The following is a 16,350-nucleotide window of genomic DNA, read 5'->3' on the forward strand; positions in this document are numbered from 1 at the left end:
TTTGATAGGCTTAAGCTCGTCTGACTTAATGTTATTCCTGTTACTTTTACTGTTGATGCTGATGCCATTGTAGTTGGTACAAAACCTATACACATTATTGTTAAAACTAATAATTTACTAATTAACTTCTTAAAACTTTCAAACATACCTTCCCGCCTTTTCCTTCTTTATTTACATTATTTTACCATGAAAAGTGATGAATTTCAACTATTAATCGTTTTTACGTTGCCTGCTTAAATATAAATAACATACTTTGTTCTTTTGTATCCTAACTTATCAGCTATAACAGCTAAAATTCACTTATTTCTTTCATTGGAGCTTATACAACTTAAATTCATTATTTCTAAACAATAAGAACCTAGTAAAATTACCAGGTTGCTTTATTATAATTTTCTTTTTAATTTATTTTATGTAAGTATCGTAATATCTAATAAACTAAAATATCACTTGGTCTATATATCTTATTTACAACACATGAAATACTTTATTCTGAAAATATCTTATCTACTAATTTAACCAACTCATCAATAATCATATCTTTTTTCATAAAATAGGTAGCTCCCAATGCTTCACAAACACCTAACTCATTAGAAAAATTATTTTCCCCACCATCCGAAACAACAATTATGTTTATATCTTTATACTCCTCCCGTAGTTCAACTACAAACTCTAAACCACTTTTTTGTGGCATATATATATCTGTAATTATCAAATTAATATTACCTAATGTTTTATATACCTCAATCGCTTCCTCGCCATTTGATGCTTCACTTACATTATAATTTGCATTTTCTAAAAGAAGCTTTATAAACTTTCTCACACTTGACATATCCTCAACTAATAATATATTTTTTTGGCTTTCATTCATATTTTCAACCTTCCTTCTTCATTATATAATATAAAGTCACTATTGAATCTATCAAATTATTTTTTTATAAATAAAAAAACCAATTAAAACTAATAAATAATTATTAGTCTAAATTGGTCGGTTGCACAACTAGCTCTAAATTCTCAAAGTGCCCACATTTAAAGAATTTTTCATAGCTTCCAATCTTTATCTAAATTTATGTATATATTATCATAATTATGCAAAAAAATCAATATTAGTCAAATAATTTGCTCTATATTAATTTTTTAACTTAACAGTAGTGCAATAATATTAAAATAAATCATATATTTATTCAATTTATAAAAAATATTGAATTTTTATATAACTATTGTCTATTATTTGATAAGTTAATTTTGATTTTATATTTTTAATAGTGGATTGTTTTTCAATATAGTACATATCCAATAAAGTTAATTCTCCTAATCTAGCAATAAATTCAAACTCAGAATTTTTTGATAAATTTTCATTTATGAACTTGATTATGTTATTGTTTACATTCATACATATCCACTCCTCTAAAAATAAATTTCTCAAATCATCTGTTTTATTGATTGTTTTTTAGTATAAATAAAAAACCAATCAAAACTAATTATTTTTTGCTTTTAATTAGTTTTGATTGGTAGGTTGCATCATAAACTCTGAATCCTCAAGATGCCCAAATAAAGAGAATTCTTCACTGTTCCCAATCTTTATATAATAATGTAGTTTTATGTCTATATATATATTACCACCATGATGTAAATTAATCAATATTTAACACAAAGTTTAAACCTAGAACTCTTTGATTTAATAAATAATTACCATAATCTTTAGATAAATCAACTCCTAAACAAACTAAAAATAAGATAATAAACAATTTTCCATTGCCATTATCTTATTTTTAAATGTTTGAAAAGAAATTTGTAATCTATTCTTGGGAGTCTATCGTTAGTTAATGTGTAATTTAATATTAACATAAATACGTAATTAATACAAGACTATTTTTATCTGCTTTATCAACTTTAATATTACCTCCATGCATTTCTACTATAGATTTCACAAGTGACAATCCTATTCCACTACCTTTTGTATTACGCACAAGTGTTTTATCTACCTGTTCAAATCGTTCAAAAATTGTATCTAATTTGTCATACGATATTCCAACACCATCATCTTCAATCGATATAATAATTCTATCTACATTAGTGTTTATAATATTCTCTATTCTTTCTACACCCAAAAGTTCAGCCATCTTTTTATTAGCAAATACGAACTTATTTTCACTAAGTACAAAAACTACATCATCACAATTATTAATTAGCAAACTAGCACATTGTTCATTTTGAGTTATTATCTCTTCAAATAATTTCAATTTATCACCTGCGTCTTCTAAATTACCACTTAAGAGATTGTAAGGTCTACTTATACATGTCTCAACAACTCCCTTATACAAAAAATATGCAGCTATAGCCTTAATTATATGTCCAGTAATATTGATCCAATTTGATATAAGCACAACGTTCATTAAAAACATTTCAGATATTGCAGACAATATAAGAAAACATTCAATAGATATAAATATATATCTATTCATATTATTCCTTAATTTGAAATATATCACAGATGTAATTACAAATAATTTAATTATTTCATTTTCATCAAGCCGATTAAAAAATGCTTTTATATTTCTTTAATAATTGATAGGTTTTGCCAATATCAGTTATTTTGTCTATATTCGCTTTAATCATTACATCTATGCTTAAAACAAGATAAATTTTTGTAACAACAATAATCTAAAAAATCTTGAACTAAATCTATTACTGGTCTTATTTTTTTCGGTAATTCTTAGCAATATAAAACACCTCTTGTATATCAGTCTTTAAACCGATGTACAAAAGATGCTTATCTAACAATCTAACTAAATATTTATAGGTATTAAACGTTGAAACCTATAGCAAGTTTTATAGAGTTTATCAGCTTCAACTTTTCAAACTTTGTCTCTATAACTTGTTTAGCTAACTTTATTTTTAAGTCTTAATTTATCAGCTATAATAGCGATAAATTCACTATTAGTTGGCTTGCCTTTATCATTATGAACTGTATATCCAAATAATCTGTTTATTGCTTCTATTTGACCTCTACCCCATGCAACTTCTATTGCATGTCTTATTGCTCTCTCAACTCTTGAAGCTGTTGTATTGTATTTTTTAGCTATTGAAGGATATAACTCTTTTGTCACAGCTGATAATAATTCCATATCATTGACAACCATAGTTATGGCTTCTCTTAAATACATATAACCTTTGATATGAGCTGGGACACCAACTTCATGTATTATATTAGTTATTTCAGTTTCTAAGTCAATTGGTGCCTTAGTTTTATTTTCGTTTGAGGATAAAATTGATGATGATTGATATGATGTTCTAATATTACTTTCTTGAACCGGAGCAACACTAAACATTTCTCTTATTCTCTTTGTAAATACTTCCATATCAAAAGGTTTTACAGTGTAATAATCTGCACCTAATGTTATTGCTTGTTGAGTTATTTTATCTTGCCCAACAGCTGATAAGATAATTATTCTAGGAACCTTTTCTAATTGCATAGTATTTAATTTTTCAAGTACTCCCAGACCATCTAAATGTGGCATAATAATGTCAAGTATCACTAAATCGGGTTTCTTTTCAACAATCAAATCTAATGCTTCTCTCCCATCTTTAGCTATCCCTGTAACAACAATATCTCTTTGATTTAACAGATAATCGTTTAAAATGCTGCAAAATTCCTTGTTATCATCAGCAATAAGTACAGATATTTTTGAATCTTCCATATTTTCTTCTCTCCTTTTGTCAATTCTAAAATTATGTTTTGTATTTTAAAATATTTTCACCCTATATAACCATATCTTATCTAATAATCCACCTACTATATATTATACTATATAAGATCACTTCTACAAAACTTTGTAAGTTTTTTATTATTAGGGTATGTACGTTTATTCTCAAATATATTTTAATTTATATTAATATATTCAATAAAAATAAATTTTTAATAAGTTTTATTGTTTTAGTGTATTTATCTTCCACTATTTGTAAATTATACACTTTTTTTCTCAGAAAGTAAATAGTTTCTGAAAAAATAGTTTAAAGTATTTTTATAAATAAAATTGTAACTATATATTTCCTGAATTCTCAATTATTAAGCTAATATATATTTATTATATATTTATATTCTTTTTTCTACAATGAAATAATTATTTTATTTTAAAAAAAATATTCCATACTTTATAATTTACATTAGAATTATCTAATTATTTCTACTTTTTTATTTTTTTACCTAATATTTTTTAACTTATCATAATGAAAATATATATTAATATTAGAATTCTTATAAAACCAAATTAGGTGGAGTTATTTGCATATCTCCACCTATATATTTCATTTTATCACTCCTGCATCTTGCAGCATCCATTCTATATATATTCCATAACCTGTATCTGGCTTATTAATAAGTACATGAGTTACTGCTCCTACAATTTTACCATTTTGAATTATCGGACTTCCGCTCATTCCCTGAACTATTCCTCCCGTTTTCTCTAGTAATTTTTGATCAGTAATCTTAATTACCATGCTTTTCGATCCAGCAGTAGATTGATTCAAAAGTTTTTCAATTTCTATATCAAATTCTTGAGGACCACTTTCATCAATAGTTGTAATTATTTTTGCTTTTCCTGTAGTTATTTCATCTCTAAATCCAACTTTAAGCGGTTTTATGCTTTTATTTAATACAACACTATTTTTAATTTCTCCAAATATTCCACTTTGTGTATTTTTTTCAATATTTCCTGTTGGCTTTTGTTCATTTAAAAAAATACCTTTCAATTCACCAGGTGAGCCTTTTTCACCTTTTCTAACACTAATAATTGATGATTCTAAGACATCTCCCTTTTTTATTAAAAAAGGCTCATTTGTATCACAATCAGTAATCGGATGACCTAACGCACCAAACTTCTTAGATTTAGCATCATAGAATGTCAATGTTCCTACTCCAGCGGTTGAATCTCTTATCCATAAACCAATTTTATAGTCCTTGTTATTTTCTTTCTTTAAATGAATAACTTTTGTAAAATTCTCACCATTTCTTAATATATCAACTTTAACATCTTCCTTGTCACATTCCTTAATCGTTTTTAACAAATCAAGAGAATTTTCCATTTCTTCACCGTTTACTTTTAAAATAATATCACCAATTTCAAGGCCGCCAGCTTTTCCTGGACTTTCTTCTTTTTTATTATTGATTACAATATCTGAATATCCGACAATAAGTACACCCTCACTATTAACTCGTACACCAATAGGATTTCCTCCAGGATAAAGCTCTAAATCTCTGATTTTTTGAATTTGAAGCGATTTAAGTGGAATCATTCCTAAAAATTTTATTTCATATTGATCATCTTTATCATTAATTTTATTTATTGTATTCCCTATTGGTGCAATTGATGATACTGTTTTTTCATCCTTTGTATAAATTTTATTTGGTATTTTTCTTATACTTATTGTGGTCATTAAAATTAGAATTAGGATTGGAGTAATAATTAAACTAGTTGTACATAAAAGTTTTTTCTTCATATTTCTCTCCTCCTTCTATTTACTAAATTTAATTTCCCCACACCATGAGAGTCTTATCCTATAGGAACTCTGTTATTGTAGTCAAAAAATTAAGCATATACTAAATTTTTTAAATATATATTTTTATTTCATTAGCTTCATATTGATTTTTTATATAACAAAACAAAAAAATAAAACCACGTAATCACATGATTTTATTTTTACCAATTTTTATTTAAATATGTATTTATTTTTTAATTTCTATTTTTTTTGCTTCACATAATCTTATCATTTCTTTAACATTGTTTAATGTTGCTTCTGTAACATCATCGCCAGCCAACATTTTACTAATTTCAAATTCCTTTTCTTCTTTTAATAAAACTTTAATTTTTGTAAATGTTTTATTATCTTTTACATCTTTCATAACAAAATAATGGTAATCTGATAATATAGCAATTTGTGGAGAATGTGTTATGCATAAAACTTGATGCGTATTTGATAATTGATACATCTTTTCTCCGACCCTTTGCGCAACTGCACCACTTATACCTGTATCTATTTCATCAAAAATTAATGTAGGAATTTCGTCTTTTTCTGCAAACACACATTTTAAAGCTAACATTATTCTTGAAAGTTCACCACCTGATAAAACCTTCTCTAAAGGCATTAATGGTTCACCAGGATTTGTAGATATCATAAAACTTACTTCATCAAAGCCTCTTTCATTAAACTCTTCTCCATCTATTACGCTAATTTCCATCCTAGATTTTTCAAGACCTACAAACGCCAGTTCTTTTAATATCTTTTCTTCCAAATACTTACTTCTATTTTTTCTAAGTTCATGAAGAATTAAGGCTATTTCTTTCATTTTAGTCAAAATTTCTTTTTCCTTTTGCTTTAGTTCCTCTATTATTTTTTCCGAATTAATTATTTCATCATATTCTTTTTTTATTTTTTCATGATATTCTAAAATTTCTGGTATCGTTGGCGCATACTTTTTCTTATATGAATTTATTTCATAAATTCTGGCATTTACTTTATCTAATGCATCTTGATCATAAAAAATATCTTCGGACATATCCCTAATTTCATGACTAGCTTCTTCTAAAATATAAAAAGCCTCTTCTATTGTTTGCTTGCTCTTTTTTATCTTTTCAAAATGATTTTCAACACTAGATAGTTCTTGTATCACCTTTGAAATTGAATCTATTACACTAAATTCCTCATTTCCACTTAAAATTCCATAAGAGAGAGCCAAACTATTATTTATTTTTTCAGCATTAGCTAAAATATTATATTCCTCTTTTAAATTTTCATCTTCATTTACTTTGAGTTTAGCCTTTCCAATATCTTCAATCTGAAATTTTAAATAATCAAGTAATTTATCTCTATCTGAGTTTCCAGTAATTCTGTTAATCTCTTCTTTAATTTCCTTTAAGATTTCCCTCAATTCACTATACTTTTTTAAGGGACTTATAATTTCATTTCCTATAAAATCATCCAAATAGAATATGTGGCTGCTTCTTTGCAAAAGTTCTTGATTTGCATGTTGGCCATGAATGTCCAAAAGTTTTGCCCTAATTTTTCTAAGTTGAGATGTAATCAAACTTTTTCCATTAACTTTAATTAAATTTTTCCCACTTAAATGGCTTTCTCTAGAGATAATTAATATATCTTCATACTCAATATCTAGTTCTTCTAAAACATTTAAAACTTTAGACTTCTCGATTGTAAATAAAGCTTCTACATATGTTTTTTCTTCACCAGTTCTTATTAAATTCTTGGAAAATTTACCGCCAAGAACAAAATCAATTGCATCTATCATAATAGATTTTCCAGCACCAGTTTCTCCTGAAAGTATATTAAAACCTTCATTAAAGTTTATAGTTATCTCTTCTATTAAAGCAAAGTTTTTAATATTTAATTGAATTAGCATTTCATCCCACCCTTAAATTTATGATGACATTCTCTTTCTTATTTTATCCACTAAATCTTCAGCGCTTTCTATACTTCTAACCAATATAAAAATAGTATTATCTCCAGCTACAGTACCTGCAATATCTGCACTTTCTAAATTATCAATAGCTTCAGCTGTTATAGGCGCAGATCCTGTTATGGTTTTTATAACAACCATCTTATCTACATTTTCTACTGAGAGAACTGTATTTGCTAGAATATTGCTTAATCTATCGATAATATTCTTTTGTTCTCCTGTTGATACAACATACTTAGATTTTCCGTTAGTAGATTGAACTTTTATTAATTTTAAATTTTTTATATCTCTAGAAACTGTCGCTTGAGTTACATCAAAACCTTCATTTTTTAATGCATCTGCTAAATCTTCCTGTGTTTCTATTTCTCTAGAACCTATGATTTCTAATATTTTTGTATGTCTTTTTGATTTCAAATTTCCTCACCATCACATTCTTTAGAATTATTTAAAATCTTACTTCTTAAAACCTTAAAGTAATCATAATCATCAAATAATAGTAATTTTAAGCTACTATTATTTTTACTCAATTTTACCGACATATCATGATTTACTCTAATTGCCTTTTGACCATCCACTGTTAAATAGATTTTTTCTTCTTCTTGATCCGCGTGTACCTCTATAGTACTATTTCCGTTTAATACAATAGTTTGCATACTCTTCGTATGTGGACATATTGGTGTTATGGTTATAAGTTCTAAATCTGGGTATATAAAGGGTCCACCTGCTGAAAAAGAATATGCAGTTGAGCCAGTAGGCGTCGCAATAATTAGCCCGTCACCCCTAAATGTAGAATATATTTTTCCATCAACAAATATTGTGAATTTAACCATTCTAGATAATGTTCCTCTAGCTAGTACTACATCGTTCAAAGCTTTAAGTTCTTCTATATTTTTCTGTGCTTCAACTTTACAGTTTAACATCATTCTGTCCACAATTTTATAATTTCCTGCTTCAAGTTTATTTAGAGCAACATCAATATCTGAAATATCTATACTAGATAAAAACCCCAAATTACCTATATTTATTCCCAAAATAGATCCCCTAAAGCTTTCATTTAAAGATCTTGCAACTCCAAGAAGCGTTCCATCCCCTCCTAAAACAACAAGTAAATCTACATCTTTTAAATCCTGTATCTCTGCATCAAAAGAACTAAATACAAATATCTCTTCCAAATCAAATTTTTCTCTAAATTTCTTTATAACCATATTTATTATTTTATTATCTTTATCTTTCGATGAATTAATTGCAAATCCAATATTTTTCATAGCCCCTCCAAAGAAGTTAAATCTCCACATGTGATTCTTCAACTACTACATCTATATCTTCTATTTTAAAATCACTTTCTTTATTTTTATCTTTTGTAAAGTAAACCAAATACTCCCTGTTGCCTTCAGGACCTTTAATTGGCGAATAACCTATTCCTAAAACATTTAAATGCTGTTCCAATAAAAAACTTATAATATCATGAACTACTTCTTTATGAGTACTTATTTCCCTTACTACGCCTTTTTTTCCAACTTTATCTCTACCCGCTTCAAACTGAGGTTTTATAAGTGCTACAACTTCACCACTATCTTTTAAAAGATTTAATGTTGCAGGCATTATTTTCTTTAATGAGATAAAAGATACATCAATAGATGCAAAATCTAAAGGTTCTCCTATATCATCTAAAGTAACATACCTTATATTGGTTCTTTCCATGCAGACTACCCTATCATCGGTTCTTAGTTTCCATGCAAACTGACCATACCCAACATCAACAGAGAATACCTTAGCTGCTCCATTTTGAAGCATACAATCAGTAAACCCACCAGTTGATGCTCCTATATCCATGCAAACCTTATTTTTCAATGAAATATTATAGGCATTCATTGCTTTCTCTAATTTCAGTCCACCTCTGCTAACATATTTCAGAGTTTCACCTCTATATTCAATACTAGCACTTAAACTAACCTTTTCTCCTGCTTTATCTACTTTTTGACCATCAACATAGACTTTTCCTTCCATTATACAGGCTTTTGCTTTCTCCCTAGAAGTAATTATGCCCTTTTCTACCAAAAGTAAATCAAGTCTTTCCTTTTTTTCTGCCATTTTTTTCTCCTTTTAATCATAAAGCTTTATGACAGCCTTACTTATGTTTTCGCAATCTAATTTATATACTTTATATAAAGCTTCTACATTTCCTTGAGGAATAAATTGATCATCATATCCAAGAGATCTAATTGTTCCTCTATAATCTATCTCACAAAGATAATTTTTGACAGCTGAACCCAATCCACCTTTTAAAATATTATCTTCTATTGTTAAAATATTATAGCCTTCTTCTTTAATATATTCTAGCATATTTTTATCAATTGGTTTAATAAATGTTGCATTTACTATGGTAGGATTTAAGCCCTTTTCATATAATATATCTTTTGCCAGCATTGCATGTTGCACCATTTTTCCTGTAGAAATTATACAGACCTTTGAGCCTTTATTTATTATTTCCCATTTTCCTTCCTCTACTTCTTCAATTGGAGAAAGCGTATTAATTATGTTTCCGCCTCTTGGATACCTAATAGCAACAGGTGCATTTTTATTAAGAGCCCATTTCAATAATACTTCAACTTCTTCTAAACACTTTGGTGCTACAATATGTATGTTAGGAATCATTGATAAATAGGATAAATCATTAATCCCTTGATGTGTTTCACCATCTTCACCTACTATTCCCGCTCTATCTATAGCAAAAACTACTGGAAGATTTTGAATACAGACATCATGTAACATTTGGTCAAATGCTCTTTGCAAAAATGTAGAATAAACAGCAAAAACAGGCTTCAAACCATTGCTAGCCATTCCAGCAGCCAAAGTAACTGCATGTTCTTCGGCTATTCCCACATCAAAAAACCTATCTTTATACTTCTGTGAAAAACACCTAAGTCCCGTTCCCTCAGGCATTGCTGCTGTAATTGCTACTATTTTGTCATCTTCTGCACCAAGGTTTATTAGCGCTTTTCCAAAAGCCTTTGAGTAACTATTTTTAGGGGATACCTTTGATTCTCCACTTTCTAAATCAAAAGAACTAACTGCATGATATTTACTTGGACTCTCCTCGGCTAATGCATAGCCCTTTCCTTTTTGGGTTAATACATGTATTATTACAGGACCGTTTACTTCCTTGGCCATTCGAAAAACTTCAGTCATAGCATTGATATCATGACCGTCAATTGGCCCTATATATTTAACTCCCATATTTTCAAAAAGCATTGAAGGTACTATTAGCTGTTTAATGCTGTCTTTAACTTTAGATATTTTCCCAGCTATATTTTTCCCCAAATTTGAACTATCCAAAGATGCATGTATATCAGTTTTTAACTTATTGTATGTTGGTGCTATTCTAAGCTTATTTAAATACCTAGAAAGGCCTCCTACATTTTTAGAAATAGACATTTGATTATCATTTAATACGATTATCAAATTTGTTTTTCTAAATCCTACGTCATTTAACGCTTCCAGCGCCATTCCTCCAGTTAATGCCCCGTCTCCAATTACAGAAATCACATTGTATTTTTCTTTTTTTATATCTCTGGCTCTCGCTATTCCAAGTGCCGCTGAAATTGAGGTACTACTATGACCAGTATCAAAATAATCATATTTACTTTCATTTCTCTTTGGAAATCCACTAATTCCATTTAATTGTCTAAGATTTTTAAATCCTTCTTTTCTCCCGGTTAGAATCTTATAAACATAACTTTGATGTCCTACATCCCATACTATTTTATCTTCATCAAAGTTAAAAGCCTTAAATAAACTTAATGTCAATTCTACAACACCTAAATTAGATGCTAAATGACCTCCTGTTTTAGATACACTGTCTATTAAAAATTCTCTAATTTCATTACTTAAAACTTTATAATCATCTTCATTAAGCTTTTTTAAATCTTCTGGAAAACTTAATTTATCTAATAATTCCATAACAATCATTCCCTTTATTAATTTTCTCTGTTTAAAAGAGTATATGTTAATTCCGCTAAGTATTTCGCATTAACACTCAAAGTTTCGAGAATTGTTATACATTCTTCTGTTAATGTCTTACATAATTCCATACATTTTTCTAACCCATAAACTGAAATGAAATTAGTTTTATTATTTGCTTCATCGGCATGAGTATTCTTTCCTAATTTAACACTATCACCTATAACATCCAATATATCATCTTTAATCTGAAATGCTAAGCCTAATTTATTTCCATATTCCTCTAATGCTTTTATATCATTCTCTGGGGCATTAGCTAAAATACCTCCTGCAAGTACTGCTGCTTTAATCAGCTCTCCTGTTTTTTTTGAATGCATATATTCCAATTGATCTTTTGAAATTTCTTTTCCTTCAGAAGAAATATCTACAACCTGACCGCCAATCATTCCTTCTGCGCCTGCCGCAACTGCAATTTCATAAGCAGCTTTTAAAGAGTTTTCTCTATTTAATAACGAATAATTCATCATGATTATCATAGCTTCATTTAATAAAGCATCCCCAGCAAGAACTGCAATGTTCTCGTTAAATTTAATATGATTAGTAGGCTGACCTCTTCTTAAATCATCATTATCCATACATGGAAGGTCATCATGAATTAGTGAATAAGTATGAATCATTTCAATTGCTGCAGCCATTGGCATAACTTTCTTATAATCTTCCTTGTAAGAATAATAAGTTAAAGCAAGCAATATAGGACGAGTTCTTTTTCCACCTATATTTAAACTGTAGCTACATGAATCATATATAATCCTATTATATGTTCCTTTTTCTTTAAAATAATTTTCTAAATAATCATTTATATCTTTTTTTAAATTACTTATCTCCATTTCCTTCACTAAACTCCACTTCTTTATCTTCTTTTATTATAGAAATTTTTGTTTCATATGAATCTAGTATTTTATAAATCTTATTTATTAGTTTAACTCCTTCTTCATATGATTTTATTGATTCCTCTAAATTCAATTCATTATTTTCTAAGACATTTAATATATTTTGAAGTTTAGTTAACATTTCTTCATAACTTTCTTTTTTAGCCATATTTCAAACTCCTTGTTTTAAAAGCCTAAAACTTTTTTCTTTCTATTATATCAGTATGCTCAATTAATAGTTCACTTTAATGCAATTATTTTTACTCAATTATATCAAAAATACATATACTTATAATTGATTGTAGGTTACTTCTTATGATTTAATATCATAAATTTTCCTTCAACTTCTCCATCTTTAAGAAAAATTTTCAAGTTTTTATCTTCACTTAATTGTTCTTTTGAAGTAATTAAATTTTTTTCATTATCCTCAATTATAGCATAACCTTTAGAGATGACTTTAATTGGATTATGAGCGACAAGTAAATTATTTAAATTCTCTAAATAACTTTTTTCACTTTTAATCTTTGTTCTTATTGCAAAGTTAAGCCTATCCTGAAATTTATCTAACTCCAAATATGAGTTAGATATTTTAGTTATTGGAGAATGAATATTTAAAATTCTTTCTGCAGCAGATAAATCATTTTTACTGTTACTTAATTTTTCCTGAATCTTTTTATCTATAACTCTTGAAATGTCGTAAACCTTATCTCTAATACTATCACTTAAAGGTACAGCTATTTCAGCCCCTTGAGATGGAGTTGCTGCCCTTATATCAGCAACAAAATCACAAATCGTAAAATCTATTTCATGACCAACTGCTGAAATTAAAGGAATTTTACTGTGAAAGATAGTTTTTGCCAACTCTTCTTCATTAAAATTCCATAATTCTTCAATTGATCCACCACCTCTGCCTACTATTATTATATCAACAGATTTCTTTTTATTAAAATAATCTATTCCATCAATAATCTCTTTATATGCATCTTTTCCCTGCACTTTAGCTGGGTATAGAACTAATTCAACTAAATTACTCCTTCTAGTGGAAACATTTATAATATCCTGAATTGCAGCTCCAGTAGGAGATGTCACCACACCTATTCTCTGAGGAAATTTGGGCAGTGTTTTTTTATAAGCATCATCGAAATATCCTTCTTTAGATAGTTTTTCCTTAAGTTTCTCAAATTTAATAAATAAATCTCCCAAGCCTTCTTTTCTTATTTCATCGCAATAAATTTGAAAACTTCCACTTGCAGGATACATAGATGCTCTACCTTTAATAATTACTTCCATACCTTCTTCTAATGAAAAATCCAATAAGTATGCATTACTTTTAAACATAACACAATTTATTCTTCCATTATTATCTTTTAAAGTAAAATAAATATGGCCACTGCTGTGATATTTTAAATTAGAAATCTCCCCTTTTACAGAGAGATTGCCTAAAATAAAATCATTGTCTAACATTCTTTTAATATAATTTGTAACCTCAGAAACAGTTAATGTCTTAATATTCATTTTCCTTCAACGCCTCACATGCATTTCTAATCAAAAGAGTTGTTGTTAATGAACCTACTCCTCCAGGAACTGGTGTTAAAAACTTACATTTATCAATTACTTTATCAAAATCCACATCTCCAGTTATCTTCCCTTCAAAGGATGATGTTCCGACATCTATTACTATTGCATTTTCATTAACATAAGTTTCATCTATAAACTTTGGTCTTCCAATAGCAACTACTAAGATATCTGCATTTTTACAAACTTCTTTTAAATTCTTAGTTTTTGAATGACAAATTGTTACTGTAGCATTTTCATTTAATAAAAGCTGCGCCACAGGTTTTCCAACTATATTACTTCTTCCAAGTACGACAACATTTTTCCCAGTAAGATCTACATCTAAACTTTTAATTAATGTAACTACTGAGTTAGGTGTACAAGGTAAAAATTTTGGTTCCCCCATATATAATTTTCCTTGACTTTCGAAAGTAAGACAATCAATATCCTTACTTGGAGATATTTGTTTGATTATTTTCTTTTCATCAAATTTTTTAGGAAGAGGTAGCTGTAAAATAATACCTTGAACATCTTCATCATCATTTAATTTATGTATTTCCTCTATTACATCTATGTCATTGCAGGTTTCAGGTAAAGTTACCTTTAAGAATTCAACCCCTAAAGAATTTGCTACTTTCTCCTGACTTGACATGTAATATATTGATCCACCGTCATTACCAACTAAAATAGATGCTATTTTAGGAATTTTTAAATTCTTTTCTTTTCTATCATTAACAAAATTTTTAATATCTTCTTTTATCTTTGAAGCTACTTCTTTACCGTTTATTATTTGCCCCATTTTAAACACCACCCAATTTATTCAGTTTACAGTTTACAATTAACAGTTTACAGTTATTAATTTTCTTTAATCTTATCTAATACACCATTTATAAATGCTACACTTTTTTCATCTGAATATCTTCTTGCTATTTCTAGCGCCTCATTTATTGCAACGCTTCTTGGTACACTTTCATCATATAATAATTCATATGTTGCTAGCCTTAATATACTTAAATTAACTTTAGATATTCTGTCTATCTTCCAATTATGTAAATTAGCTTCAATCATTTTATCAATTTCTGCTTTATGATTTTGAACTCCAATCAATGCTTGCTTCACATATGTTAAGTCTATATCTTTTATATTTTCTTCATAATTTTCTATAAATGATTCAACTGCTTCTTCAATTGTGTCCTTGCTTAATGTTATCCCAAATAATAACTCCATAGTTTTTTCCCTTGATAATTTTCTATTCATATAGTCCTCCTAATTATGTAACATATTTAATTATGTACATCTATCATTATACACATTTTTATTTTCTTTTAAACCTTAAGTATATGAGCGATTTCATATTCTTTCCTAATATCCGCATAGAAACACCCTCTGAAAGCTTCAGAGGGTGAAAATCAACTTAGATAGATTCACTGTCTTCCTTTTTTGGCAAATAAACATTTTGAACATAAATGTTAACAGCTTCAACATATAATCCTGTCATAGCTTCAACAGTTTTTTTAACATTATCTTGAACTTGTGCTACCACGTCCATGATTTTTTTCCCATATTCAACTGATACATTCATATCTATAATTGCTCTATCTTCTTCTAAAGTTACTTTACTCGCTTTTGCGGTGCTTTTCTTACCCTTAAAGATATTAGTAAGGTTGTTAGCAACACCCATCTGACCATCTAAAATCCCATCGATTTCCTGAGCAGCAATTCCAGCAATAACGCTTACTACTTCATCTGAGATTTTTACAACTCCTATATTTTCTTCTCTAATTAAATCTTCCATGTTACTTAACCTCCTAGGTTTTGTAATTACAAAACATGATAATCTTGTGTTCATTATATCAAATATAATTTAACATTACAAATATAATATGGTTTTTCTACTATTTTTGTACTTGTATTATTACATCTTTTATTTTTGAAACATCTTGAACTATTTCTTGTATAGCTACAGTTTCACTTTCTTGTAAAGCAGTTTGAGATTTGACTATTACAGTTGCTTTATCTCCTTGTAGCATACATAAAGCATCTTCATATCCTTTATTCTTTATACCAAGTTCTATTCTTCCTTCATAATCCTTTGTCATTGTTTTTTGAGTTAATTCCTTTGTAGCTGCATCTTTTTGATCTTTTGATGTATTTGCATCTGAAATTATAGAATTTAAAGTTTGAATTGTTGCTGAATCTTGTTGTTCTCTTTCACTACGAGATTGGTAGAAAAAATTTTGTTGATTCATAGCTTCTGTATCTTGACTGTTAGTTTTATCTGTTGAAATAACTTGGCTTAAATCTGTTGGATCATTTAATCCTCCATTATTAAGTTTTGCAGCTAGCATTCCTACACATAATATTAATGCTAATAATGTAAATATAATCCCACATTGTTTCTTTGTCATAATAAACTTCCTCCCATTCTTTTTCTATAAA

17 protein-coding genes and 2 riboswitches are annotated in these 16,350 nt (G+C 28.1%); all 17 genes read right to left on the bottom strand.

Features of this window, described 5'->3' with window-relative positions:
- Nucleotides 1–484 precede the first annotated feature (484 nt).
- Nucleotides 485–868: a response regulator gene (locus COL3_RS23030; protein ID WP_008417969.1), complete on the bottom strand. Its 384-nt coding sequence runs from the start codon at nucleotides 866–868 to the stop codon at nucleotides 485–487.
- A 106-nt stretch (nucleotides 869–974) separates the two neighbouring features.
- Nucleotides 975–1,058: riboswitch (cyclic di-GMP riboswitch) on the bottom strand.
- Nucleotides 1,059–1,186: 128 nt separating this feature from the next.
- Complete coding sequence (locus tag COL3_RS23035) at nucleotides 1,187–1,390, bottom strand: hypothetical protein (RefSeq protein WP_008417968.1); 204 nt, start codon at nucleotides 1,388–1,390, stop codon at nucleotides 1,187–1,189.
- A 108-nt stretch (nucleotides 1,391–1,498) separates the two neighbouring features.
- Nucleotides 1,499–1,582, bottom strand: a riboswitch (cyclic di-GMP riboswitch).
- A 256-nt stretch (nucleotides 1,583–1,838) separates the two neighbouring features.
- Complete coding sequence (locus COL3_RS23040) at nucleotides 1,839–2,552, bottom strand: ATP-binding protein (RefSeq protein WP_347474387.1); 714 nt, start codon at nucleotides 2,550–2,552, stop codon at nucleotides 1,839–1,841.
- A 327-nt stretch (nucleotides 2,553–2,879) separates the two neighbouring features.
- A complete protein-coding gene (spo0A, locus tag COL3_RS23045) occupies nucleotides 2,880–3,698 on the bottom strand; it encodes a sporulation transcription factor Spo0A (RefSeq protein WP_008417961.1) in 819 nt (272 codons plus the stop codon).
- Nucleotides 3,699–4,305: 607 nt separating this feature from the next.
- Nucleotides 4,306–5,496, bottom strand: coding sequence for a SpoIVB peptidase (spoIVB, locus tag COL3_RS23050; protein WP_008417958.1), 1,191 nt, complete (start codon nucleotides 5,494–5,496; stop codon nucleotides 4,306–4,308).
- Between the two features lie 226 nt (nucleotides 5,497–5,722).
- Nucleotides 5,723–7,411: a DNA repair protein RecN gene (recN, locus tag COL3_RS23055; RefSeq protein WP_008417956.1), complete on the bottom strand. Its 1,689-nt coding sequence runs from the start codon at nucleotides 7,409–7,411 to the stop codon at nucleotides 5,723–5,725.
- Between the two features lie 18 nt (nucleotides 7,412–7,429).
- Entirely contained in the window at nucleotides 7,430–7,882 is a 453-nt protein-coding gene (locus COL3_RS23060) for an arginine repressor (protein ID WP_008417954.1), read from the bottom strand.
- Nucleotides 7,879–8,733, bottom strand: a complete 855-nt coding sequence (locus COL3_RS23065) for an NAD(+)/NADH kinase (RefSeq protein ID WP_008417952.1) — start codon at nucleotides 8,731–8,733, stop codon at nucleotides 7,879–7,881. The genes COL3_RS23060 and COL3_RS23065 overlap by 4 nt, the downstream gene beginning before the upstream one ends.
- 16 nt (nucleotides 8,734–8,749) lie before the next feature.
- Nucleotides 8,750–9,559, bottom strand: coding sequence for a TlyA family RNA methyltransferase (locus tag COL3_RS23070; protein WP_008417949.1), 810 nt, complete (start codon nucleotides 9,557–9,559; stop codon nucleotides 8,750–8,752).
- Between the two features lie 12 nt (nucleotides 9,560–9,571).
- Complete coding sequence (dxs, locus tag COL3_RS23075) at nucleotides 9,572–11,428, bottom strand: 1-deoxy-D-xylulose-5-phosphate synthase (protein ID WP_008417948.1); 1,857 nt, start codon at nucleotides 11,426–11,428, stop codon at nucleotides 9,572–9,574.
- Nucleotides 11,429–11,445: 17 nt separating this feature from the next.
- A complete protein-coding gene (locus COL3_RS23080) occupies nucleotides 11,446–12,315 on the bottom strand; it encodes a polyprenyl synthetase family protein (protein ID WP_008417947.1) in 870 nt (289 codons plus the stop codon).
- Nucleotides 12,302–12,526, bottom strand: a complete 225-nt coding sequence (xseB, locus tag COL3_RS23085) for an exodeoxyribonuclease VII small subunit (protein WP_008417946.1) — start codon at nucleotides 12,524–12,526, stop codon at nucleotides 12,302–12,304. The genes COL3_RS23080 and xseB overlap by 14 nt, the downstream gene beginning before the upstream one ends.
- Before the next feature lie 137 nt (nucleotides 12,527–12,663).
- Nucleotides 12,664–13,872 (bottom strand): exodeoxyribonuclease VII large subunit, encoded by a 1,209-nt coding sequence (gene xseA, locus COL3_RS23090; RefSeq protein ID WP_008417945.1) that lies wholly within the window; start codon nucleotides 13,870–13,872, stop codon nucleotides 12,664–12,666.
- A complete protein-coding gene (locus COL3_RS23095; RefSeq protein ID WP_008417944.1) occupies nucleotides 13,862–14,710 on the bottom strand; it encodes a bifunctional methylenetetrahydrofolate dehydrogenase/methenyltetrahydrofolate cyclohydrolase in 849 nt (282 codons plus the stop codon). Before COL3_RS23095 ends, xseA begins: the two co-directional genes overlap by 11 nt.
- Before the next feature lie 56 nt (nucleotides 14,711–14,766).
- The gene (gene nusB, locus COL3_RS23100; protein WP_008417943.1) at nucleotides 14,767–15,168 is read right to left on the bottom strand and encodes a transcription antitermination factor NusB; all 402 of its coding nucleotides are present in this window, start codon (nucleotides 15,166–15,168) and stop codon (nucleotides 14,767–14,769) included.
- A 157-nt stretch (nucleotides 15,169–15,325) separates the two neighbouring features.
- Nucleotides 15,326–15,706, bottom strand: coding sequence for an Asp23/Gls24 family envelope stress response protein (locus tag COL3_RS23105; protein WP_008417942.1), 381 nt, complete (start codon nucleotides 15,704–15,706; stop codon nucleotides 15,326–15,328).
- A gap of 100 nt (nucleotides 15,707–15,806) precedes the next feature.
- A complete protein-coding gene (locus tag COL3_RS23110; RefSeq protein ID WP_008417939.1) occupies nucleotides 15,807–16,319 on the bottom strand; it encodes a SpoIIIAH-like family protein in 513 nt (170 codons plus the stop codon).
- Nucleotides 16,320–16,350: the final 31 nt, after the last annotated feature.

It is taken from the genome of Clostridium sp. LS (assembly GCF_002760435.1).
Taxonomy (GTDB): domain Bacteria; phylum Bacillota; class Clostridia; order Clostridiales; family Clostridiaceae; genus Clostridium.

What these genes read in the sequence shown, in the direction of transcription:
- COL3_RS23030 (WP_008417969.1), bottom strand. Translation starts at nt 868, where the DNA reads ATGAATGAAAGCCAAAAAAATATATTATTAGTTGAGGATATGTCAAGT.
- COL3_RS23035 (WP_008417968.1), bottom strand. Translation starts at nt 1,390, where the DNA reads ATGAATGTAAACAATAACATAATCAAGTTCATAAATGAAAATTTATCA.
- spo0A (WP_008417961.1), bottom strand. Translation starts at nt 3,698, where the DNA reads ATGGAAGATTCAAAAATATCTGTACTTATTGCTGATGATAACAAGGAA.
- spoIVB (WP_008417958.1), bottom strand. Translation starts at nt 5,496, where the DNA reads ATGAAGAAAAAACTTTTATGTACAACTAGTTTAATTATTACTCCAATC.
- recN (WP_008417956.1), bottom strand. Translation starts at nt 7,411, where the DNA reads ATGCTAATTCAATTAAATATTAAAAACTTTGCTTTAATAGAAGAGATA.
- COL3_RS23065 (WP_008417952.1), bottom strand. Translation starts at nt 8,733, where the DNA reads ATGAAAAATATTGGATTTGCAATTAATTCATCGAAAGATAAAGATAAT.
- COL3_RS23070 (WP_008417949.1), bottom strand. Translation starts at nt 9,559, where the DNA reads ATGGCAGAAAAAAAGGAAAGACTTGATTTACTTTTGGTAGAAAAGGGC.
- dxs (WP_008417948.1), bottom strand. Translation starts at nt 11,428, where the DNA reads ATGGAATTATTAGATAAATTAAGTTTTCCAGAAGATTTAAAAAAGCTT.
- COL3_RS23080 (WP_008417947.1), bottom strand. Translation starts at nt 12,315, where the DNA reads ATGGAGATAAGTAATTTAAAAAAAGATATAAATGATTATTTAGAAAAT.
- xseB (WP_008417946.1), bottom strand. Translation starts at nt 12,526, where the DNA reads ATGGCTAAAAAAGAAAGTTATGAAGAAATGTTAACTAAACTTCAAAAT.
- xseA (WP_008417945.1), bottom strand. Translation starts at nt 13,872, where the DNA reads ATGAATATTAAGACATTAACTGTTTCTGAGGTTACAAATTATATTAAA.
- COL3_RS23095 (WP_008417944.1), bottom strand. Translation starts at nt 14,710, where the DNA reads ATGGGGCAAATAATAAACGGTAAAGAAGTAGCTTCAAAGATAAAAGAA.
- nusB (WP_008417943.1), bottom strand. Translation starts at nt 15,168, where the DNA reads ATGAATAGAAAATTATCAAGGGAAAAAACTATGGAGTTATTATTTGGG.
- COL3_RS23105 (WP_008417942.1), bottom strand. Translation starts at nt 15,706, where the DNA reads ATGGAAGATTTAATTAGAGAAGAAAATATAGGAGTTGTAAAAATCTCA.
- COL3_RS23110 (WP_008417939.1), bottom strand. Translation starts at nt 16,319, where the DNA reads ATGACAAAGAAACAATGTGGGATTATATTTACATTATTAGCATTAATA.